This is a genomic window from Pseudomonas sp. Pseusp18 (genome assembly GCF_059506005.1).
Genome location: NZ_CP169240.1, coordinates 1,839,347 through 1,861,594, shown reverse-complemented (window position 1 = coordinate 1,861,594; position 22,248 = coordinate 1,839,347). Strand labels below are relative to the sequence as shown.

Annotated in this window: 22 protein-coding genes and 1 pseudogene; 7 read left to right on the top strand and 16 right to left on the bottom strand. The window is 58.4% G+C overall.

Going from position 1 to position 22,248, the window contains the following annotated elements; all coding sequences use genetic code 11:
- Nucleotides 1–16: 16 nt before the first annotated feature.
- From pheS to thrS, 5 genes are all read right to left on the bottom strand, one after another.
- Nucleotides 17–1,033 carry a phenylalanine--tRNA ligase subunit alpha gene (gene pheS / locus ACEN9A_RS08275; protein ID WP_007940232.1) on the bottom strand — a complete coding sequence of 339 codons (1,017 nt, stop codon included), beginning with the start codon at nt 1,031–1,033 and terminating at the stop codon, nt 17–19.
- A gap of 109 nt (nt 1,034–1,142) precedes the next feature.
- Nucleotides 1,143–1,499: a 50S ribosomal protein L20 gene (rplT, locus tag ACEN9A_RS08270; protein ID WP_007905879.1), complete on the bottom strand. Its 357-nt coding sequence runs from the start codon at nt 1,497–1,499 to the stop codon at nt 1,143–1,145.
- 28 nt (nt 1,500–1,527) lie between these two features.
- Nucleotides 1,528–1,722 carry a 50S ribosomal protein L35 gene (gene rpmI / locus ACEN9A_RS08265; RefSeq protein ID WP_002553160.1) on the bottom strand — a complete coding sequence of 65 codons (195 nt, stop codon included), beginning with the start codon at nt 1,720–1,722 and terminating at the stop codon, nt 1,528–1,530.
- Between the two features lie 60 nt (nt 1,723–1,782).
- Entirely contained in the window at nt 1,783–2,334 is a 552-nt protein-coding gene (infC, locus tag ACEN9A_RS08260) for a translation initiation factor IF-3 (protein WP_172435341.1), read from the bottom strand.
- Entirely contained in the window at nt 2,334–4,256 is a 1,923-nt protein-coding gene (gene thrS / locus ACEN9A_RS08255; protein ID WP_007940231.1) for a threonine--tRNA ligase, read from the bottom strand. The genes infC and thrS overlap by 1 nt, the downstream gene beginning before the upstream one ends.
- Before the next feature lie 373 nt (nt 4,257–4,629).
- Here thrS and ACEN9A_RS08250 point away from each other — a divergent pair, with 373 nt between their 5' ends.
- Together ACEN9A_RS08250 and ACEN9A_RS08245 are read left to right on the top strand one after the other, a co-directional pair.
- Complete coding sequence (locus tag ACEN9A_RS08250; protein ID WP_018930277.1) at nt 4,630–4,932, top strand: hypothetical protein; 303 nt, start codon at nt 4,630–4,632, stop codon at nt 4,930–4,932.
- Between the two features lie 290 nt (nt 4,933–5,222).
- On the top strand, nt 5,223–5,435 hold the full coding sequence (locus ACEN9A_RS08245; protein WP_003179963.1) for a cold-shock protein: 213 nt from the start codon (nt 5,223–5,225) through the stop codon (nt 5,433–5,435).
- A 72-nt stretch (nt 5,436–5,507) separates the two neighbouring features.
- Here ACEN9A_RS08245 and ACEN9A_RS08240 read toward each other — a convergent pair whose 3' ends face one another.
- Together ACEN9A_RS08240 and ACEN9A_RS08235 are read right to left on the bottom strand one after the other, a co-directional pair.
- Nucleotides 5,508–5,825 carry an I78 family peptidase inhibitor gene (locus ACEN9A_RS08240; RefSeq protein ID WP_019582830.1) on the bottom strand — a complete coding sequence of 106 codons (318 nt, stop codon included), beginning with the start codon at nt 5,823–5,825 and terminating at the stop codon, nt 5,508–5,510.
- A gap of 166 nt (nt 5,826–5,991) precedes the next feature.
- The gene (locus tag ACEN9A_RS08235) at nt 5,992–6,297 is read right to left on the bottom strand and encodes a hypothetical protein (RefSeq protein WP_258672940.1); all 306 of its coding nucleotides are present in this window, start codon (nt 6,295–6,297) and stop codon (nt 5,992–5,994) included.
- A 132-nt stretch (nt 6,298–6,429) separates the two neighbouring features.
- Between ACEN9A_RS08235 and ACEN9A_RS08230 the strand changes: the two genes are divergently transcribed.
- A complete protein-coding gene (locus tag ACEN9A_RS08230; protein WP_019582831.1) occupies nt 6,430–6,636 on the top strand; it encodes a hypothetical protein in 207 nt (68 codons plus the stop codon).
- Nucleotides 6,637–6,674: 38 nt separating this feature from the next.
- Here ACEN9A_RS08230 and ACEN9A_RS08225 read toward each other — a convergent pair whose 3' ends face one another.
- From ACEN9A_RS08225 to ACEN9A_RS08190, 8 genes and pseudogenes are all read right to left on the bottom strand, one after another.
- A complete protein-coding gene (locus ACEN9A_RS08225; RefSeq protein ID WP_258672939.1) occupies nt 6,675–7,703 on the bottom strand; it encodes a nucleoside hydrolase in 1,029 nt (342 codons plus the stop codon).
- A gap of 33 nt (nt 7,704–7,736) precedes the next feature.
- On the bottom strand, nt 7,737–8,141 hold the full coding sequence (gene rbsD / locus ACEN9A_RS08220; RefSeq protein ID WP_019582833.1) for a D-ribose pyranase: 405 nt from the start codon (nt 8,139–8,141) through the stop codon (nt 7,737–7,739).
- Nucleotides 8,138–9,055: a ribokinase gene (gene rbsK, locus ACEN9A_RS08215; RefSeq protein WP_258672938.1), complete on the bottom strand. Its 918-nt coding sequence runs from the start codon at nt 9,053–9,055 to the stop codon at nt 8,138–8,140. Before rbsK ends, rbsD begins: the two co-directional genes overlap by 4 nt.
- A gap of 59 nt (nt 9,056–9,114) precedes the next feature.
- Nucleotides 9,115–10,135 (bottom strand): annotated as a pseudogene (locus ACEN9A_RS08210) (LacI family DNA-binding transcriptional regulator).
- Nucleotides 10,136–10,138: 3 nt separating this feature from the next.
- A complete protein-coding gene (locus tag ACEN9A_RS08205; protein WP_007940220.1) occupies nt 10,139–11,116 on the bottom strand; it encodes an ABC transporter permease in 978 nt (325 codons plus the stop codon).
- Nucleotides 11,113–12,666: a sugar ABC transporter ATP-binding protein gene (locus ACEN9A_RS08200; RefSeq protein WP_258672937.1), complete on the bottom strand. Its 1,554-nt coding sequence runs from the start codon at nt 12,664–12,666 to the stop codon at nt 11,113–11,115. The genes ACEN9A_RS08205 and ACEN9A_RS08200 overlap by 4 nt, the downstream gene beginning before the upstream one ends.
- A gap of 56 nt (nt 12,667–12,722) precedes the next feature.
- The gene (locus ACEN9A_RS08195) at nt 12,723–13,679 is read right to left on the bottom strand and encodes a sugar ABC transporter substrate-binding protein (RefSeq protein WP_019582837.1); all 957 of its coding nucleotides are present in this window, start codon (nt 13,677–13,679) and stop codon (nt 12,723–12,725) included.
- A gap of 175 nt (nt 13,680–13,854) precedes the next feature.
- Nucleotides 13,855–14,307 carry a hypothetical protein gene (locus ACEN9A_RS08190; RefSeq protein ID WP_258672936.1) on the bottom strand — a complete coding sequence of 151 codons (453 nt, stop codon included), beginning with the start codon at nt 14,305–14,307 and terminating at the stop codon, nt 13,855–13,857.
- 336 nt (nt 14,308–14,643) lie between these two features.
- Here ACEN9A_RS08190 and ACEN9A_RS08185 point away from each other — a divergent pair, with 336 nt between their 5' ends.
- From ACEN9A_RS08185 to ACEN9A_RS08175, 3 genes are all read left to right on the top strand, one after another.
- Nucleotides 14,644–15,732, top strand: a complete 1,089-nt coding sequence (locus tag ACEN9A_RS08185) for an asparaginase (protein ID WP_019582839.1) — start codon at nt 14,644–14,646, stop codon at nt 15,730–15,732.
- A 164-nt stretch (nt 15,733–15,896) separates the two neighbouring features.
- On the top strand, nt 15,897–16,187 hold the full coding sequence (locus ACEN9A_RS08180; RefSeq protein WP_258672935.1) for a DUF1654 domain-containing protein: 291 nt from the start codon (nt 15,897–15,899) through the stop codon (nt 16,185–16,187).
- A gap of 4 nt (nt 16,188–16,191) precedes the next feature.
- The gene (locus ACEN9A_RS08175; protein WP_258672934.1) at nt 16,192–16,881 is read left to right on the top strand and encodes an endonuclease I family protein; all 690 of its coding nucleotides are present in this window, start codon (nt 16,192–16,194) and stop codon (nt 16,879–16,881) included.
- Between the two features lie 99 nt (nt 16,882–16,980).
- Here the strand turns inward: ACEN9A_RS08175 and ACEN9A_RS08170 are convergent, their stop codons facing one another.
- Complete coding sequence (locus tag ACEN9A_RS08170) at nt 16,981–18,444, bottom strand: glyceraldehyde-3-phosphate dehydrogenase (RefSeq protein WP_026345862.1); 1,464 nt, start codon at nt 18,442–18,444, stop codon at nt 16,981–16,983.
- 354 nt (nt 18,445–18,798) lie between these two features.
- Between ACEN9A_RS08170 and mfd the strand changes: the two genes are divergently transcribed.
- The gene (gene mfd / locus ACEN9A_RS08165) at nt 18,799–22,248 is read left to right on the top strand and encodes a transcription-repair coupling factor (protein WP_258672933.1); all 3,450 of its coding nucleotides are present in this window, start codon (nt 18,799–18,801) and stop codon (nt 22,246–22,248) included.

The following is a 22,248-nucleotide window of genomic DNA, read 5'->3' as shown; positions in this document are numbered from 1 at the left end:
TAAGAATTCGTTACGACTAGCGAAATTGCGCGAGGAACCGCAAGTCGTTGTCGAAGAACAGACGCAAGTCGTTCACGCCGTAACGCAGCATGGCCAGACGCTCAACGCCCATGCCGAAGGCAAAGCCCGAAAACTCTTCCGGGTCGATCCCGGACATACGCAGCACGTTCGGGTGAACCATGCCGCAGCCCATGACTTCCAGCCAGCCAGTCTGCTTGCAGACACGGCAGCCTTTACCGCTGCACATCACGCATTCCATGTCGACTTCGGCGGATGGCTCGGTGAACGGGAAGTACGAAGGACGGAAACGCACGGCCAGTTCTTTTTCGAAGAACACGCGCAGGAACTCTTCGATGGTCCCTTTCAGGTCGGCGAAGTTGATATCGCGGTCGACCAGCAGGCCTTCGACCTGGTGGAACATCGGCGAGTGGGTGATATCGGAGTCGCTACGGTACACACGGCCTGGGCAGACGATGCGGATCGGCGGCTGTTTCGATTCCATGGTGCGGACCTGTACCGGCGAGGTATGGGTGCGCAGCAACATGTTGGCATTGAAATAGAAGGTGTCATGCATCGACCGGGCCGGGTGATGGCCTGGGATGTTGAGCGCTTCGAAGTTGTGGTAATCGTCTTCGACCTCAGGGCCTTCGGCGATGCCGTAGCCGATGTGGGTAAAGAACTGCTCGATACGTTCCAGAGTCCGGGTAACCGGATGCAGACCGCCTGAGGTCTGGCCGCGGCCAGGCAGGGTCACGTCAATGGATTCGGCGGCGAGCTTGGCCGCAAGATCGGCCTCCTCGAACAACGCCTTGCGCGCATTGAGAACCTCTGTGACACGCTCCTTGGCAACGTTGATCAGCGCACCGACTTGCGGACGCTCTTCTGCCGGCAAATTCCCCAGGGTCTTCATCACCTGAGTCAATTCACCCTTTTTACCAAGGTAGTGAACCCGGATTTGCTCCAGGGCATTGATATCTTCAGCGCTTTGCACAGCCTCTAGTGCTTGAGAGACGAGCGCATCCAGGTTTTCCATGTACAGACTCCAGATACAAAATAGGGGAAGAGCTTGAAGGCTCTTCCCCTATTTATGACGTTTAACACCTGGCCCCACAGAGGTGAGGCCGGGTGACTGTCGGGGGTACTTAAGCCAAGGTGGCTTTAGCTTTCTCGACAATCGCAGCAAACGCCGCTTTTTCGTTCACTGCCAGATCAGCCAGAACCTTACGGTCGATCTCGATGGACGCTTTTTTCAGGCCGGCGATGAAACGGCTGTAGGACAGACCGTTGATACGTGCACCAGCGTTGATACGAGCGATCCACAGAGCGCGGAACTGACGTTTTTTCTGACGACGGTCACGGTAGGCGTATTGGCCTGCCTTGATTACCGCTTGCTTGGCAACACGGAATACGCGCGAGCGAGCGCCGTAGTAGCCTTTAGCAAGTTTCAGAATTTTTTTGTGACGTTTACGGGCAATGACGCCACGCTTTACACGAGCCATGAGTTACTTCCTCTATTCTTGACTAAAATTAACGAAGGCGCAGCATGCGCTCGACTTTTGCCACGTCAGACGGATGCAGCAAGCTGCTACCGCGCAGTTGACGCTTACGCTTGGTCGACATTTTAGTCAGGATGTGGCTCTTGAAAGCGTGCTTGTGCTTGATACCGTTAGCAGTTTTCAAAAACCGCTTAGCAGCACCACTTTTCGTTTTCATTTTTGGCATGTTCGGATACTCCGCATTCAGTTGATAAACATAATCAGAAGGCCTGCCGTGCCCTGTTGATTACTTCTTCTTTTTCGGGGCGATGACCATGATCAGCTGGCGTCCTTCCATCTTAGGATGCTGTTCGACCGAACCGTACTCGAGCAAGTCACCTTCAACTCGCTTGAGGAGTTCCATCCCCAGCTCCTGGTGGGCCATCTCACGGCCGCGGAATCGCAAGGATACCTTGGCCCTGTCCCCGTCACTCAGGAAACGTACCAGGTTGCGCAGTTTTACCTGGTAATCCCCTTCCTCCGTCCCTGGACGAAACTTGATTTCTTTAACCTGAATCTGCTTCTGGTTTTTCTTGGCCGCGGCAATCTGCTTCTTCTTTTCGAAGATCGATTTGCCGTAGTCCATCAGTTTGCAAACAGGGGGTACTGCATCGGCGGAAATTTCCACCAGATCCAGTTTGGCCTCTTCAGCCTTAAGAAGCGCGTCTTCAATTGACACAATCCCAAGCTGTTCACCTTCAGCCCCAATTAACCGAACCTCGCGTGCCGAGATATTCTCGTTGATCGGGGCTTTCGGTGCAGCTCGTTTATCTTGTCTCATTTCACGCTTAATAATAATTACTCCGAATCTGGGCGACCACGCCGGGAAACCGCTTGCGCGAGAAACTCAGCGAACTGGGCGACGGGCATCGAGCCCAGGTCAGCACCTTCACGAGTACGCACAGCGACAGTCTGCATCTCGACTTCCCGATCTCCGATAACCAAGAGATAGGGAACCTTGAGCAAAGTATGCTCGCGGATTTTAAAGCCGATCTTTTCATTTCTCAAGTCAGACTTGGCACGAAATCCGCTTTCGTTGAGAGTTTTTTCAACCTCGGCGGCAAAATCGGCTTGTTTATCAGTGATATTCATAATCACTGCCTGGGTCGGCGCCAGCCACGCAGGGAATGCACCCTCGTAGTGCTCGATCAGAATTCCGACGAAGCGCTCGAAGGAACCCAGGATCGCCCGGTGCAACATCACCGGGTGCTTGCGACTGTTGTCTTCAGAGACGTATTCGGCTCCCAGACGGACAGGCAGGTTAAAATCGAGCTGAAGGGTACCACACTGCCAGACGCGACCGAGGCAATCTTTCAGCGAGAACTCGATCTTCGGACCGTAGAACGCACCCTCGCCCGGCTGCAGATCGTACGGCAGGCCCGCGCTATCAAGGGCTGCGGCCAATGCCGCTTCGGCGCGATCCCACAACTCGTCGGAACCGACGCGTTTTTCCGGACGAGTGGACAGTTTCATTTCGACTTCTTTAAAGCCGAAGTCGGCATAGACGTCCATGGTCAGCTTGATGAACGCGGCGGATTCGGCCTGCATCTGCTCTTCAGTACAGAAGATGTGAGCATCGTCCTGAGTGAAGGCGCGAACGCGCATGATGCCGTGCAGCGCACCCGACGGCTCGTTACGGTGGCAGGCACCGAACTCGGCCAGACGCATTGGCAGCTCGCGGTAGCTTTTCAGGCCCTGATTGAACACCTGCACGTGGCACGGGCAGTTCATCGGCTTGATGGCGTAGTCGCGGTTTTCCGACTGAGTGGTAAACATGTTGTCGGCGTAGTTGGCCCAGTGCCCGGATTTCTCCCACAGGCTGCGGTCAACGACTTGTGGAGTCTTGATCTCCAGGTAACCGTTGTCGCGCTGAACCTTGCGCATGTACTGCTCGAGCACCTGGTACAGAGTCCAGCCGTTCGGGTGCCAGAACACCATGCCCGGCGACTCTTCCTGGGTGTGGAACAGGCCCAGACGCTTGCCGATCTTGCGGTGATCGCGCTTTTCAGCTTCTTCGATGCGCTGGATGTAAGCCGCCAGCTGCTTCTTGTCCGCCCATGCGGTGCCGTAAACGCGCTGCAATTGCTCGTTCTTGGCATCGCCACGCCAGTAGGCGCCGGACAGCTTGGTCAGCTTGAAGGATTTCAGGAAGCGCGTGTTCGGCACGTGCGGACCACGGCACATGTCAACGTATTCTTCGTGATAGTACAGGCCCATGGCCTGCTCGTTCGGCATGTCTTCGACCAGGCGCAGTTTGTAGTCTTCGCCGCGAGCCTTGAACACTTCGATCACTTCGGCGCGCGGAGTGACTTTCTTGATCACGTCGTAATCTTTTTCGATCAGCTGCTGCATGCGCTGTTCGATGGCGGCCAGGTCGTCGGGCGTGAAAGGACGCTCGAAGGCGATATCGTAATAGAAGCCTTCTTCGATGACCGGACCGATGACCATCTTGGCCGTCGGGTACAGCTGCTTGACCGCGTGGCCAACCAGGTGGGCGCAAGAGTGGCGAATGATCTCCAGCCCCTCTTCATCCTTTGGCGTAATGATTTGCAGCGAAGAGTCGCTGTCGATGATGTCGCTGGCGTCGACCAGCTTGCCATTGACCTTGCCGGCTACGGTGGCCTTGGCCAGGCCTGCACCGATGGATGCGGCGACCTCGGCTACGGAAACCGGGTGATCGAATGAACGTTGACTGCCGTCGGGAAGAGTAATAGTTGGCATGGCGCCTCCTCTCCTAGTGGTGACCCCTACCAAAGGTCACGTGGGTTGGGATGAGCCAGTACAAGATCCGATCCAGGCCATTCAATGACGAACGCCTGCCTTACAGCGGCAGGAGCCTTGCGGCCAACCGGAAAACCGAACCAGAGTGACTGGGATTCAAATCAGGGTTATTCGCGCATTTGCCGCTGCCGGGACGGAAGGTCATCCGGAGCCTGCAAACACCCGAGCCAGGCATGCTAGCACAGATGAACGGTCATCGATGCACTGAGGTTTTCTGCTGGGGCAAATCAGGCTTTTTTGTGCCAGAGTGCTGAACTTGAACCCCGTGTCACCCCTCAGATAAAAGACATTGACCCGAAAGGAGCATCTCAGCATGCGTCTGAATCGTTTATTCGCAGTAGTCGCACCCGTCGTCCTGTTGCTGCCGCTGGCGGCCCACGCCGACTGGCCAAAGGGTGAGCGCGAGAAGTACATGGCTCAGTGCACACAGGCGGCCTCCCCTCAGATTGGCGCTGCTGCGGCAAAATCCCACTGCGCTTGTGGCGCCGACGCGATCAAATCCTACCCGGCCAGCGATATCCAGTCGCTGATGGACAACAAGGCCACCCCGGAACTGCAACAGAAGGCACTGGGCGAGATCGCCAAATGCAAGGCCAATGCACCGGCGAAAAAGTGAGGAAAAAGTCCTTTTGACTCGGCCCAACGCTGATAAAAAGTGATGGATTTCAGCTTTTTCGTACGATTTATGCAGGTTTTACAGCTTTTTTTATTGTCTTTACTTTCGGCTGAAAGCCTTTTAAAACGGGGCTTTCAGCCATACAGAGCAACAAAGAGAACGCGACTGTAGGGCAAACAGCACGTCCGGGGGGCTCCCAAAGCGAACATTTCGACTATGATACTCCGGTGTGCCCAGTTGGCCTGAGCAGCACAGTACTACTGAAAATATATGTTTCTTGGAGATACACCATGTCTAATCGCCAAACCGGCACCGTTAAATGGTTCAACGATGAAAAAGGCTTCGGCTTCATCACTCCTCAAGGTGGCGGTGACGACCTGTTCGTACACTTCAAAGCTATCGAAAGCGACGGTTTCAAAAGCCTGAAAGAAGGCCAAACCGTTTCCTTCGTGGCTGAGAAAGGCCAAAAGGGTATGCAAGCTGCACAAGTTCGCCCAGAGTAATTTTCTGGCGCACTAAAAAAACCCCGTCCATGTGACGGGGTTTTTTATGGGTGAAACAAAAACCTGAAGCAATCAGCCGCAGTTGACGCGGGTAACCACCAGATTGCTGTCGGTGTTCAGGTTCAGGCGATCGGAGCGGTACTCCAGAGTCACCATGTCGTCAGGCTTGAGGAACCGGGCATTCTGCGCGCCTGCGCGGGTACGTGCCTGCTCCAGCAATTGGGGCGAAGCCTTTTTGCCAATGGTGAATTCGGCAGACTTTGCTTCACAACGGCTGTGGCCGGTATCGGTCGCCACAGGGTCCTTTGCCGACTCGGTGGACGTACTGCTGCAACCGGCCAGCAGAGTGGCGGCCAACAACGTACCCAATGACGCGAGCTTCCAAGGCATGACGCCTCCTTTTTTCAAAAATTAAGCAGAGATCGTGCGACCGCCATTTTGGCGTTTGGTTTCAAGGCGGGCGCTATCACCCTGCCCTCAGTCTGGACGAGTGGCGAGTTTGCCTGAGCATCGCCCTACCGTTCATCCCGCAATCGTGACTGAATATGAACAGCGTTCAATAGACGTCGATGTAATCGAACGGCGGATTCGGCCAGTTGTCTTTCAACGCGTTGAAGATCTGCATGACCCAGACCTCGTCGCTGGCTGCGACTAATCCGACATAGCCCGAGCCCTTGGCCCAGGTTTCCAGGCGAAACCGCAGCCCGTCGATATCAGTACCGCCCACGACACCCGACGAAATGTAGGCGATGCCGCCCTTGGTGACCCGCAACTGGGTGTGCTCATCGTCGCTGGCAGAGGCCAGTAGCTGACGCACTGCTTCGAGGGTCAAGCCGTCAGGAGTGTTCAAATCGATCTGCACAGCACAATCCTTGAAAATTCGTCAAAGACCAAGTGTCGCATAGCCCTCCCCTGATGCCTAAGTCGGAGTGCCAAACGTCCTGCAAAATGGTTAACTCGACACTCAGACTTTCCCGACTTCACGAGCGCCATCATGACCACCGTAAGCATCGACGCCAATATCACAATCAAGTGGCCACAGGGTCACAGCTCTTACAGCCCGGGCACTCCGGAAGAGCTGGCAATCATTGGTATCGATTTGCTGGTCAAGGAACTGGGGACGCAGGCCGCCCAGACCTTCATTACCCAGGTTCTCGAGAGATACCCTGCCGACTACATGGGCGTAACGGATACCGAGTAGCGGAAAAACCCGCAGGCTGGCACCTGCGGGTCTTTGGATTACTTCAAGCGAGCCAGGCGCTGGGTCAGCAGGTCGAAGAAGCCCTGGGCGTCGCCATTTTCAACCCAGAAGGCATTCTTCGGCGCCTTCAGGCCGTCATACCAGTCGACAATGGTCTGACCGAAGGTCGGCCCTTCACGACTGTCGACCACCACGTTTACCGAACGACCGGTAAACAGTTCCGGCTTGAGCAGATAAGCGATGACCGTGGCGTCATGCACCGGGCCACCCGGAATGCCGTAGTGCTCCATGTCGCCCTTGACGTACTCGTTGAGAATATCGCCCACCAGCTTGCTGGCATTGTTGTTCAGTGCAGCGATCTGCTTCAGGCGCGCTTCACTGGTGAGGATCTTGTGGGTCACGTCCAGCGGGAGATACGTCAGCTTGACGCCACTCTTCAGCACCACTTCCGCCGCCTGTGGGTCGGCGAACAGGTTGAACTCGGCCACCGGGGTGATGTTGCCGCCGTTGAAGTGCGCACCGCCCATGATCACCACTTCCTTGATGCCCTGAACGATTTCAGGTTCCTGGATCAGCGCCAGGGCCAGGTTGGTCTGCGGGCCGAGCATGGCGATGGTGATGCTGTGGGGCTTGGCGGCTTTCAGGGTATCGATCAGGTAGTTGACCGCATTGCCTTTGGCCAGGCCTTTCTTCGGCTCGTGCACGGTGACACCCGACAGACCTTCCTTGCCGTGGATGTTCTCGGCATAGATCGGCGTGCGCATCAGCGGTTTCGGTGCACCCGCGTAAACAGGCACTTCTTCGCGGCCCGCCCATTCGCGGGCCAGTCGCGCATTACGCGAGGTTTTGTCCAGACGCACGTTGCCAGCGACGGTGGTCAGCGCACGAATGTTCAGCTCTTCCGGCGAGGCCAGGGCAAACAGCAAGGCGACCACGTCATCGGCCCCCGGATCGGTGTCGATGATCAAGTCGATTTTTTCCGCCGCGTGGGCGCTTGTTGCGGTAATCAGGGACAAAAGCAGCAGACTCCGAAGCAGGTGATGCAGTTTCTGAGCATAGCGGTGCATAGCGCACTCCTTGTGCGTGGGAAGAACGGAAAGTTAGAACGTTACGCCAGCCACCAGAATGATGTTGCAGTACGGCTGACATTCGCCTGTACGAACAATCGCCCGTGCCTGTCGGCTGAGCGCTTTGAATTGGTCATGACTGAGCAGTTCGCGCCGACCAAGCGCACCGTCGGCATTCAGTTCATCCAGGGTGCTCAAGGCCGACGGCTTTTTGTCCAGAATCTCATGGGCCAGCACATGGCTTTCGACCTGCATTTCGCTGAGCACGACCTTCAAGGTACTGATGAAATCCGGAATGCCGTGGGTCAATGCCAGGTCAATCAACTCGACGCCAGGCGGTACCGGCAGGCCGGCATCGCCGATCACAACGGTGTCGCCATGACCCAGGGATGCGATCAGCCGCGATAACGCGACGTTGAGCAAAGGAGTCTTTTTCATGGTGCTTTAAACGCCTGTACGTCGGACAAGGTAGGAATCGAAGGTTGCGCGCCAGCCCGGGTGACCGACAGCGCAGCCGCGACCTGACCGAAACGAATCGCCTCGGCCTCGCTTTTGCCGGCCGCCAGCGCCGCAGCGAAACCACCGACAAACGTGTCGCCGGCCGCGGTGGTATCGACCGCCTTCACTGTCGGTGCCGGGAAATGCTCGAAGCGTGTGCCATTGGCGAACAGCGATCCCTGAGCACCAAGGGTGATGATCACCTTACCGGCGCCCATGGCGATCAAGCGGGTCGCGGCAGCTTCGGCAGTACTCAGGGAATCCACCGGCAAACCGCTCAAGGCCGAGGCTTCGCTTTCGTTGGGAATCAGGTAATCGATGGCCGCATACCAATCCGCCGGTAGCGGGCGACTGGCCGGTGCCGGATTGAGGATCACGGTCTTGCCCAGCTCACGACCGCGTTTCAAAGCATGGCCGACCGTGGCATCCGGCACTTCCAGCTGACAGATGATGACATCTGCCGTCTGCAATACATTGTCGAAACGGTCGACCACTTCGGGGGTCAACGCACCGTTGGCACCGGCAACAATCACGATCGCGTTCTGACTGTTGTCATCGACCACGATCAACGCCACGCCGCTGGAATCCTCGACCGTACTGACGGCCTGGCAATCGATCCGCTCGGCCAACAGCGCTCCACGCAGCGCTTCGCCATAAGCATCGCTGCCGACACAACCGACCATCGACACCTGCGCTCCCAGCCGCGCCGCGGCCACGGCCTGGTTCGCACCCTTGCCGCCGGAAACCGTGGCAAATGACTGGCCGATCAGCGTTTCACCACCACGGGGCAGCCGTGGCGCCCGGGTCACCAGGTCCATGTTCAGGCTGCCTATTACCACTACTTTTGCTGGCATACATCTTTACTCATCAATTCGATTTCAGCGGTGCTTTTTTGTTTAGCGGTGCTTTCGGCTCAGCGATATTGGGCAAACACACCGGCCAGCGGCGCTGGTCGATTCCCGCAGGACAATACTGGGCGTCACGATGCGCTGATCGGTCGCCAGATCCGGCGCGGCGATCCGGCGCAGCAACACCTCGGCCGCCATCTCGCCAAGTTGCAGGATTGACTGGCCCACGGTGGTCAGCGCCGGATAGACGTAACGGCTCATCTGGATATCGTCGAAACCGATCACCGACAGCTCGGTGGGCACACGAATATTGCGCTCGGCAGCGGCACGCAACACACCGATGCCGATCATGTCGTTGCCGGCGAAGATCGCGCTGGGCGGGTTCTTTTCCAGCAGGATCGCGGCGGCGTTGTAACCGCCGGTGCTGGTGAAGTCGCTTTCCAGCATGCGCTCGCGCGGCACCTCGACGCCCGCCTCTTTCAACGCCCGGCAATAACCGGCCAGACGCATCTGCGCCACGCTGGTACTTGCCGGGCCGCCAATCGTGGCGATGTCCCGATGCCCCAACTCCAGTAAGTGCCGGGTCGCCAGATAGGCGCCGTATTCGTGATCGATGCGCACCAGGTCCGCATCGACACCCTCCAGGTCACGGTCGACGATCACCATCGGCGTACGCACGCCCGTCAGGCCTTCGGCCAAGCTGCTGTCACCACCGGCAGAGGCTACAATCAAGCCGTCGATGCGTTTTTCCAGCAGCACGCGAAGGTAGCTGCGCTGCTTGTCCAGGTTGTCATCGGAATTGCAGAGAATGACGCAATAGCCATTGCGCTCGCAGTAATCCTCGATGCCACGGGCCAACTCGGCGAAGTACGGGTTGAGGCTGTTGGGCACCAGCAGCCCGATGGTCGCGGTGGTTTTCGCCTTCAACGAGCGAGCCACGGCGCTGGGCACGTAGTCGAGGCTTTTGATTGCCGCCTCGACCTTGATCCGCACTTCCTCACTGACTGGCCGCGTCTTGTTCACCACATGGGAAACCGTGGTGTAGGAAATGCCCGCGAGCGCCGCTACATCCTTGATCGTTGCCATGACTCAGGTCCGCCGGCTTGCGCGCTGACTGCGATAGGTATCGAGCACCACCGCCACCACGATAACCGCACCGGTAATGATGCGTTTGGTTGGCTCGGTCGCGCCGATCTGCGCCAGACCCGCCGCCAGTACCGAGATGATCAGTACGCCGAAGAAGGTGCTGATCACCGAACCGCGCCCGCCCATCAGGCTGGTGCCGCCGATCACCACCGCGGCGATCACTTGCAGCTCCAGACCGGAGCCGGCATTCGGGTCCGCCGCTTCCAGGCGAGAAATCTGAAACAACGCAGCGATACCGGCCAACAGCCCCATCAGGCTGAACACCAGAATCTTGTAGGGCTTCGGATTGATCCCCGCCAGACGTACCGCCTCCTCGTTGGTGCCGATGCCGATCAGGTAACGACCGAACACCGTGCGCGTCAGCACAGCCTGGGCGATGAAGATAATCAGCAAGGCAATGATGAACGACGGCGAGATGCCGAAAGCGATCGGGTTGGACAGCCAGGCGAAGGCATCACCGATATAAGCGGTGCGCGAACCGGTCATCTGGTATGCCAGACCCCGCGCCATTTCCAGCACACCGAGGGACACGATGAATGACGGAATCCGCCAGGCCACGGTAATCGAACCGGTGATGGTACCCGCCAGTGCCGCGGCGCCCATTCCCAGCAACGCCGCCGGAAGCACGCTCCAGCCCCAGCCGAGAATCGCCACGCTGACTGTCGACGCCGCCAGCGCCAGCACCGAACCCACCGACAAATCGATTCCGCCGATGATCAATACGAAGGTCATGCCGACCGCCAGCACCATCAGATCGGGAATCTGGTTGGCCAGGGTGCTGAAGGTGTCGTAAGACAGGAAATGGCTGCTCAACACAGAGAACAGCGCGACCATCGCCAGCAAGGCACCGGCCAGGCCCAGGTAAGTGCCGAGGCCGTAAAAATTGCCACTACGTTTGCCGACCAGAGTTGCAGTATTCATGGAAGATCCCTAGGCGCTGCTTCGTTGAGCAACGCATCACGTTTTTGATAGCCGGCGAACGCGGCGGCAAGCAAATCATCCTGGGTCCAGCTGTCACGCTCGAAGGTGTCGATCAGACGCCCTGCCGACAGCACGCCAATGCGGTCACAGATCAGCATCAGTTCGCGCAGGTCACTGGACACCACCACCAGTGCTTTGCCCTGACGGGTCAACTCACCGAGCAATGTATAGATGTCGAACTTGGCGCCGACGTCGATGCCTCGGGTCGGCTCGTCGAACAGCATTACCGTGCATTCGCGTTCGAGCCAACGGCCGATCACCACTTTCTGCTGATTGCCGCCGGACAATTCCGAGACCAATTGCGTCGGGCTGGAACTGCGAATGCGCATGGCGTCGATCTGACGCTGGGCCAGCGACATCTCGTCACCGTTGTTGACGAAGCCGCCGCTGGAAATCACCGGCATATTGCCCAGGGCAATATTGGCGCTGATCGATTGCGTCAACAGCAGGCCCTCGCCCTTGCGATCTTCGGTGATCAGCGCGATGCCATGACCGACTGCGTCGGCCGGTGAACGAATATCCACCACCTGAGCCGGCGAACCCAGCGCAACGGTGCCGCTGTCGGCTGTATCGGCACCGAAGATCAGGCGCAGCAATTCGGTGCGCCCTGCCCCGATCAAACCGGAGATCCCGAAGATCTCGCCGGCGCGCACTTCGAAGGACACATCGCGAACCTTGTCGGAACGGGTCAGCCCTTTGACCGTCAGCGCCGGGGCACCGATATTGCGCGGGCCCATGTCGATGTGCTCGCCCAGCTCACGGCCGACCATCAGGGTGACCAGTTGCTCGCTGTTGTAATTGGCCATCGGCTCGACACAGACCAGGTTGCCGTCGCGCAATACCGCGATGCGCTGGGCCACCCGTGCCAGTTCTTCGAGGCGGTGGGAAATGTAGATGATCGCCACGCCGCGCGCCTGCAGGCGAGTGATCTGCTCGAAGAGCATTTCAACTTCACGGGCCGTCAGCATCGCGGTCGGCTCGTCGAGGATCAGCACATGGCAATCGCCGATCAGGTTGCGGGCGATTTCCACCATTTGCTGGTGACCGATACCCAGCTCACCGACCAGGGTGTCCGGATCGATGGCGTCGAGGCCGACCTGAGCCATGGCCTCGATCGCCGCCCTGCGCAGTTGTTTGCGGCTGATCCAGCCACCGAGGCTGGGCAGGTTGTCGAGGAACAGGTTTTCCGCCACCGACAATGTCGGCAACAGATTGAGTTCTTGCATGACCATGCGCACGCCCAGCTTTTCGGCCTGGCTGCGGCTGCCGGGGCAGTAATCCTGACCCTGGAATCGCATCTGGCCGGTGGTCGGCGTGACCAGCCCGCCAATGATTTTCGACAGCGTACTTTTGCCGGCACCATTCTCGCCGGTCAGCGCCAGCACTTCGCCGCGCATCAGCGTCAGGTCGATGCTGGTCAGGACAGGTTGAGCGTAGGTCTTACCGATACCGCTGACCGAGAGGACAGCGTTCGGGGCGGAAACTGACATAAAAACTCTCCATGCGCCCGCCCCAAGGGGCGAGCACCGTTGTGTCGCCAGAAAGACTACTTGGTAACCAGCTCTACCGGAGTTTCGATGACGCCGTTGGCGCCGCTATCGACTTTCTCGCCTTTGATGATTTTCAGCGCGGTCTCGATGCCGAACACTGCTTGCCGGGCAGCAAACTGGTCGGCGGTGGCCAGGACGCGACCGTCCTTGAGCATTGGCTTGATCGCATTGATGTTGTCGTAACCGACCACTTGCACCTTGCCGGCCTTACCGGCGGCACGCACGGCAGAGACCGCGCCGACCGCCATGCTGTCGTTGCCGGCCAGCAGGGCCTTGATGTTCGGGTATTCGCTGAGCATCGACGAGGCCACTTTGCCGCCCTTGTCTATTTCCCAATCGCCGGACTGCAGGGACACGACTTTGATCTGCGCCGCTTCCATCGCATCCTTGAAGCCGGCAGTGCGCTGCTGGGCGTTGGTGGTGGTGGAAACGCCTTCGATGATGCCGACTTCGTCACCAGCCTTCAGTTGCTTGGCCAGGTATTCACCCACCAAACGCGCGCCTTTGCGGTTGTCCGGGCCTACGAATGGAACGGTGATGTTTTTGCTTTTGACGACAGCCGGGTCCAGCTGGTTATCGATGTTGATCACGGTGATACCGGCATCGACTGCCTTCTTGATGACCGGGACCATGGCCTTGGAGTCTGCCGGAGCGATGACCAGTGCGTTGACCTTGGACAGGATCATTTGTTCGACGATGCGCGTCTGGCCGGCCGTGTCCGTTTCGTCCTTGATGCCGTTGGAGATCAGCTCGAAGTCGCCGGAGTGGTCTTTCTGGTAGGCCTTGGCGCCGTCTTCCATGGTCAGGAAGAACTCGTTGGCCAGAGATTTCATGACCAGCGCGACTTTAGGTTTTTCAGGGGTTGCGGCGAATGCCGAAGAGACAGGCAACGCGGCGGATGCGGCAGCCAGCATAGCGACAGCGAGAAGACGTCCAGCGAATGGCAGCTTCATGGGTTCACTCCGATCTTATGATTATTCTTAGCAACGCTTGCGCTGGATCATCAATGGATCAACCCATCGACGGCGACCGCGCAAACGTTTGCGTAGACCGAACTATGCGAACCCTGCCGAGATTTGTCAACGCCCCGTTCCGCGTCTCGGTTGGCAAAAGCCAACCCGTTTTGCCTCACGCCGTGGTGTTGACCAGACCGCCGCCGCTGGAATCCTTGGCCAGCTCCTTGACCAGATTGCCGGTCACTTGCGCCAGCGCAGCGCTGGTATTGGCGATTTGCCCCTGGATTGTCATGACTGCGCTGGACTTGGCTTCCGGGGTCGAATAATTCGCCGCCTGAGCGGCCGCCAATTGTTGCTGCTGTTCGCGCAGTTGCTGCTGCAGTTCCTGCATGCGCTTGAGCAATATCTGCACCGCAATACTCTGACTGCTGGTTTTCTCGGATTTGCTTTCGCTCTGAGCCGCCGCGCCGCCACCGGTTCTGACCTGCTTGTCGTCGCCCTGCTCTTTGCCCAGCGCCTGGGTCGAGGCGTCGGATGTTGCTTCACTCAAGTCGTTGATGGTCGCCGGGGATTTACCCCCGATAGTGATTGCGCCTGCATTTGCAAAACCGACAGTAAACGACATGTGAACTCCTGAAAAAATAGATCCTTTAAAGGAGCATCGACCTGTGCGGGGTTTTCTTTAGCACCGATTTTCGATTATGCAAGGCGACCTTCTCAATGAAGGTCGGTGAGCCGAACATAAAAGCTGAACATATTCGGAAACCCGGACAGCCAGGCGCGAAGTATCGCCAGCCACGACAACAATATTGATAAAAATCATCAGGTTAAAAGATCACCTTCTCCAGCGTCCGACTGGTACAGATCCTGCTCTTCCTCTCCACCCCCGGCGTTCAGATCTGCTTGGGGCGCTTCTAGATGAACCTGCATCTGCACCGTCTCACTACTAGAGAAAACAATAATGAAATCTGCCTTCAACACTTTTATTCCGGGCGCCTTGGCCCTGCTTATGCTTCTGCCCACAGCCCTTCAAGCAAAAGAAGTCGAAACCCGACAGAAACTGGCGAACGTGGTGATCCTGGCCACCGGGGGCACCATTGCCGGCGCGGGCGCCAGCGCCGCCAACAGCGCCACCTACCAAGCGGCGAAAGTCGGCATCGAACAATTGATCGCAGGAGTTCCGGAACTGAGCCAATTGGCCAACGTTCGCGGCGAACAAGTCATGCAGATCGCATCCGAAAGCATCACCAACGACAACCTGCTGCAACTGGGACGTCGCGTGGCTGAACTGGCCGACAGCAAAGACGTCGATGGCATTGTCATCACCCACGGCACCGACACCCTGGAAGAAACCGCTTACTTCCTGAACCTGGTGGAGAAAACCGACAAGCCGATTATCGTCGTCGGCTCCATGCGCCCTGGCACCGCCATGTCGGCCGACGGCATGCTGAACCTGTACAACGCCGTCGCCGTGGCCAGTAGCAAGGACGCGCGTGGCAAAGGCGTGTTGGTGACCATGAACGATGAAATCCAGTCGGGTCGCGATGTCAGCAAAATGATCAACATCAAGACCGAGGCGTTCAAAAGTGCCTGGGGCCCGTTGGGCATGGTGGTCGAAGGCAAATCCTACTGGTTCCGTCTACCGGCCAAGCGCCACACCATGGACTCGGAATTCGACATCAAAACCATCAAGAGTCTGCCTGACGTCGAAATTGCCTACTCCTATGGCAACGTCAGTGACACCGCCTACAAAGCCCTGGCTCAATCGGGCGCCAAAGCCATCATCCACGCCGGCACCGGCAATGGCTCGGTGTCGTCCCGCGTGGTTCCCGCCCTGCAGGCTCTGCGCAAGGACGGCGTACAAATCATTCGCTCCTCCCACGTCAACGCTGGCGGTTTCGTTCTGCGTAACGCCGAACAACCTGACGACAAGTACGACTGGGTTGTGGCCAACGACCTGAACCCGCAAAAAGCCCGCATCCTGGCCATGGTCGCACTGACCAAGACCAACGACAGCAAAGAGCTGCAACGGATGTTCTGGGAGTACTGATACGCCCTCGCCCGACCCGTTCGCGGTCGGGCACCGCTGTCACCACTCGCCAGTCCTGGCGAGTGGTTCACGACCTCTTTCCGATAAAAAATCTCCCTTCGCCCTACACCAAACGGAAAAAACCACTGTCAGAGGATTTTCTTGAATTTTAAGCAGTTGCGAAAATGCCTACAGTTAAATACTGTATGCACGTACAGCTCAATAAGGATAACTCCGTGGCCACTACCTCCGCCTCTCCTGACGCTTACGAACGCCTGGGTATGCGCGTTCAGAAAATCATCAATTCCCCCACCGCCCAGAAAGCCAAAGCCGCACTGATCTTCCGTCTTCCGGACGAGCCCGTGAATGAGTGGGAGCGCTTGCTCGAAGAAATCGACGAGAACGACAACGTCACCCTCGCCCATCGCGACGATGGCGGCGTGCAGATTTTCTGGGTTGTGCCGAAGGAAGATTGAGTCAATGAGCGTCCGCTGGCTTGCTTTGCTGTTTCTGCTCATCACCCTTGGTGCCCAAGCTGGCGCCCCACGCACCTTCAACGAAGCCAAGAAAGTCGCCTGGAAGTTGTACGCTCCGCAATCCACCGAGTTTTATTGCGGCTGCAAATACACCGGCAACCGCGTGAACCTCGCCGCCTGTGGTTATATACCACGCAAAAACGCCAAGCGCGCCTCGCGCATCGAGTGGGAACACATTGTCCCGGCCTGGCAGATCGGCCATCAGCGTCAGTGCTGGCAACAGGGAGGTCGCAAGAACTGCACGCATTACGACCCAACCTATCAAAAAGCTGAGGCCGACCTGCACAATCTGGTGCCCAGCATCGGCGAAGTGAATGGCGATCGGAGCAATTTCAGTTTCGGCTGGCTACCCGTGCAATCGGGTCAATATGGCTCGTGCCTGACTCAGGTCGACTTCAAGGCGAAGAAGGTCATGCCCCGGCCTTCCATTCGCGGCATGATCGCCCGAACGTATTTCTACATGAGCAAACAGTACGGCTTGCGCCTGTCGAAACAGGATCGGCAATTGTACGAAGCCTGGAACAAGACCTACCCGGTTCAGGCCTGGGAACGTCAGCGCAATCAGAGCGTGGCGTGCGTGATGGGCCGCGGCAATGAGTTTGTCGGGCCAGTAGACATGAAGGCCTGCGGCTAACCGGCTGCCAGGACTTTCCCCGGCAGATTGCGCCCTCGCCGGTCGCCCAAACAAAAACGCCCCGACCGAAGTCGGGGCGTTTTCATGTGCGGCTAAGGCTTAGCGCGGGAATGCTGGCGGGTTTACACCGGCCATGTCTTCCATCACGCGAACTACCTGGCAGCTGTAACCGAACTCGTTGTCGTACCAAACGTACAGAACAACGCGGTTGTCGTTGCAGATGGTCGCTTCAGCGTCCACTACGCCTGCGTGGCGCGAGCCCACGAAGTCGGTGGAAACCACTTCCTGCGAGTTGACGAAGTCGATTTGCTTATGCAGATCGGAGTGCAGCGCCATGTAGCGCAGGTACTCGTTCATCTCTTCACGGGTGGTGGCTTTCTCAAGGTTCAGGTTGAGAATGGCCATCGACACGTTTGGCGTCGGAACGCGAATCGCGTTACCGGTCAGCTTGCCGGCCAGTTCAGGCAGCGCCTTGGCGGCAGCAGTGGCAGCACCGGTCTCGGTGATCACCATGTTCAACGCGGCGCTACGGCCACGACGATCGCCTTTGTGGAAGTTGTCGATCAGGTTCTGGTCGTTGGTGTACGAGTGAACCGTTTCAACGTGACCGTTGACGATGCCGAACTTGTCGTTGACAGCTTTCAGCACCGGCACGATGGCGTTGGTGGTGCAGGAAGCGGCGGAAACGATCTTGTCGTCAGCGGTGATTTCACCGTGGTTGATGCCGTGAACGATGTTCTTCAGCTTGCCTTTGCCAGGCGCGGTCAGAACAACGCGGTCGATACCCGGGCAGGCCAGGTGCTGGCCCAGGCCGTCGGCGTCACGCCATACACCGGTGTTGTCCACCAGCAGCGCGTTTTTGATGCCGTACTGGGTGTAGTCCACTTCAGTCGGGTTCTTCGCGTAGATAACCTGGATCAGGTTGCCGTTGGCGGTGATGGTGTTGCTGGCTTCATCAATGGTGATGGTGCCATTGAACGAACCGTGCACCGAGTCGCGACGCAGCAGGCTGGCACGTTTGACCAGATCGTTCTCGGCGCCCTTGCGGACAACGATGGCGCGCAGACGCAGGCCGTCGCCACCACCGGTTTTCTCGATCAGGATGCGCGCCAGCAGACGACCGATACGACCGAAGCCGTACAGCACAACGTCGGTGCCGGTACGACCGGAACCATTCTGCTTGCCGACCACATCAGCCAGTTCGTCACGGACGAACGCTTCGGCGGTACGGCCATTGCCTTCGGCTTTGAATTTGACAGCCAGCTTGCCCAGATCTACCGAAGCAGCGCCGAGCTTGAGCTCGCTCATTGCCTTGAGCAGCGGGAATGTTTCGTGGACGGACAATTCGCTGTCATCGGACTGGCGATGGCGAGCAAAGCGGTGAGCTTTGAGAATCGCGATGACAGACTGGTTGATCAGACTGCGGCCATAGATCGAGCTCACCACGTTGTTATTGCGGTAGAGCTGACCGATAAGCGGAATCATCGCTTCTGCGAGTGCTTCACGGTCGATCCATTCACCAAGACACTGGTCGGGCTTCTGAGTCACGGGAACCTTCCACATGTAGGGGCAGAAAAAAGGGGCTACATTATGCCGCCGAGAGCCTCCCGTAGCAATGCGCGCCTGTCGCACGAGCGGTAACAAAATTCCGTTCAAAAAAATCACGCCCCGCGCCAGCCCAGTAAATACGGGGCTTTCAGCACAGTCAATTTTTCGACGACAACGCCACAGTGTCCGTAACCCTCCGTAACACTGGGCGGTTTTGGCACTACATTTTCAGTATTAAATCGCCAGTTTTTGTCATTACCACTACATTTTGCTCAACCTGTGTATATAGACACAGTCTGCAACTGACAGCCGGCACTCGAGACCGTTACAATTACCGACTTTGTCGCAACGCTTGGAGCTCAACCTTCCGTGCCCGTTCTGCGTCTACCGCTTCTCCCTGCCGCGGCAGGTAAACAGCACTGGGGCAACCTGCCCGGTGCCGCCCTGAGCCTGGCCATCGCCGAGGCCGCCAGCGCTGCCAAGCGCTTTACCTTGCTACTGACCGCCGACAGCCAGAGTGCCGAACGGCTGGAACAGGAGCTGAGTTTCTTCGCCCCGGATTTGCCTGTCCTGCACTTCCCCGACTGGGAAACCCTGCCCTACGACCTGTTCTCGCCACACCAGGACATCATCTCGCAGCGTATCGCCAGCCTGTATCGGTTGCCGGAGCTGGTGCACGGCGTGCTGGTGGTGCCGATCACCACTGCCCTGCATCGCCTGGCGCCGACCAAATTCCTGCTCGGCAGCAGCCTGGTGCTGGATGTCGGCCAGAAACTCGATGTCGAGCAGATGCGCACCCGGCTTGAAGCCACCGGTTATCGCTACGTCGATACCGTGTACGAGCATGGCGAATTCACCGTGCGCGGCTCGCTGATCGACCTGTTCCCGATGGGCAGCAAGCTGCCTTATCGCATTGACCTGTTCGACGACGAAATCGAAACCCTGCGCACTTTCGACCCGGAAAACCAGCGTTCCATCGACAAGGTCGACTCGGTCAAGCTGTTACCGGCCAAGGAATTCCCGCTGCAGAAAGAAGCCGTGACCCGCTTCAAGGCGCGGTTTCGCGAGCGCTTCGATGTCGACTTCCGTCGCTGCCCGATTTTCCAGGATTTGAGCAGCGGGATTACGCCGGCGGGCATCGAGTACTACCTGCCGCTGTTCTTCGAGGAAACCTCCACCCTGTTCGATTACCTGCCCCAGGACACGCAAGTGTTTTCCCTGCCGGGCATCGAACAGGCCGCGGAGAATTTCTGGAACGATGTGCGCAACCGCTATGAAGAGCGCCGCGTCGATCCGTCCCGTCCTTTATTGCCACCGGCCGAGTTGTTCCTGCCGGTGGAAGACTGCTTTGCGCGCCTGAAGAGCTGGCCCCGTGTGGTGGCCAGTCAACAAGACGTCGAAACTGGTGTCGGCCGCGAGCGCTTCCCGGCTCAGCCTCTGCCGAACCTGGCCATCGAAGCCAAGGCCACTCAGCCGTTGGCGGCGCTGGCCAGTTTCCTCGACGAATTCCCCGGCCGCGTGCTGTTTACCGCCGAGTCCGCGGGCCGTCGTGAAGTGCTGCTGGAATTGCTCGAACGCTTGAAGCTGCGACCGAAAACCGTCGACAGCTGGCCGGACTTTGTCGCCAGCAAAGAGCGCTTGGCGATCACCATTGCACCACTCGACGAAGGCCTGTTGCTGGACGACCCAGCGCTGGCCCTGGTTGCCGAAAGCCCATTGTTCGGTCAGCGCGTAATGCAGCGCCGTCGCCGCGAGAAACGCGCCGACGCCAACAACGATGCGGTGATCAAAAACCTCACCGAGCTGCGCGAAGGTGCGCCGGTGGTGCACATCGATCATGGTGTCGGCCGCTATCTGGGGCTGACGATCCTGGAAATCGACAACCAGGCCGCCGAGTTCCTGACCCTCGAATACGCCGAAGGCGCCAAGCTGTATGTGCCGGTGGCCAACCTGCACCTGATCGCTCGCTACACCGGCAGTGACGACGCCCTCGCGCCGCTGCACCGCCTCGGCTCCGAGACCTGGCAGAAAGCCAAGCGCAAAGCCGCCGAACAGGTGCGCGATGTGGCCGCCGAGTTGCTCGACATCTATGCCCGCCGCGCCGCTCGCGAGGGTTATGCCTTCGCAGACCCGAAAGCCGATTACGCGACCTTCAGCGCCGGTTTCCCGTTCGAAGAAACCCCGGACCAGCAAACCACCATCGAAGCGGTGCGCGAAGACATGCTCGCGCCGAAACCGATGGATCGCCTGGTCTGCGGCGACGTCGGTTTCGGCAAGACCGAAGTGGCCATGCGTGCGGCGTTCATCGCGGTACACGGCGGTCGTCAGGTGGCGATTCTGGTGCCGACCACCCTGCTCGCCCAGCAACACTACAACAGCTTCCGCGACCGCTTTGCCGACTGGCCGGTGACCGTGGAAGTGATGAGCCGCTTCAAGTCGGCCAAGGAAGTGAACGCCGCGGTTGCGGACCTGGCCGAAGGCAAGATCGACATCGTCATCGGCACACACAAGCTGCTGCAAGATGACGTAAAAATCAAAAACCTGGGGCTGGTGATCATCGACGAAGAGCACCGTTTCGGTGTCCGTCAGAAAGAACAGCTCAAGGCACTGCGCAGTGAAGTCGACATCCTGACACTGACCGCAACGCCAATACCGCGCACGCTGAACATGGCGGTGTCGGGCATGCGCGACCTGTCGATCATCGCCACACCGCCGGCCCGTCGCTTGTCGGTGCGCACCTTCGTCATGGAACAGAACAAGAGCACGGTCAAAGAGGCCCTGCTGCGTGAGCTGCTGCGTGGCGGCCAGGTCTACTACCTGCACAACGACGTGAAGACCATCGAGAAATGCGCCGCAGACCTCGCTGAACTGGTGCCGGAAGCGCGGATCGGCATCGGCCACGGGCAGATGCGCGAACGTGAACTCGAACAGGTGATGAGCGACTTCTATCACAAGCGCTTCAACGTGCTGATCGCCTCGACCATCATCGAGACTGGCATCGACGTGCCGAGCGCCAACACCATCATCATCGAACGCGCGGACAAGTTCGGCCTGGCCCAGTTGCACCAGTTACGTGGCCGGGTCGGTCGCAGTCACCACCAGGCGTATGCTTACCTGCTGACACCACCGCGCCAGCAAATCACTCCCGATGCGGAAAAACGTCTGGAAGCGATCGCCAATACCCAGGACCTCGGCGCGGGCTTCGTGCTCGCCACCAACGACCTGGAAATCCGTGGCGCCGGCGAACTGCTGGGCGACGGCCAGAGCGGGCAGATCCAGGCCGTGGGTTTCACGCTGTACATGGAAATGCTCGAGCGTGCAGTGAAGTCGATCCGCAAGGGCGAACAGCCGAACCTCGATCAACCGCTGGGCGGCGGTCCGGAAGTCAATCTGCGTGTACCGGCGTTGATTCCCGAAGACTACCTGCCGGACGTTCATGCCCGACTGATTCTCTACAAACGCATTGCCTCGGCCACCGATGAGGAAGGCCTCAAGGACCTGCAAGTGGAGATGATCGACCGCTTCGGCCTGTTGCCGGAACCGACCAAGAACCTGGTGCGGATCACGGCGCTGAAATTGCAAGCCGAACAGCTGGGCATCAAGAAAGTCGACGGCGGCCCGCAAGGCGGTCGGATCGAGTTCGCGGCACAGACCCCGGTCGACCCGCTGACACTGATCAAACTGATTCAGAGCCAACCCAAACGCTACAAGTTCGAAGGCGCCACAATGTTCAAATTCCTCGTACCGATGGAACGCCCGGAAGAACGCTTTAATACTGTAGAGGCGCTATTCGAGCGCCTCATTCCGACCACTGCTTGA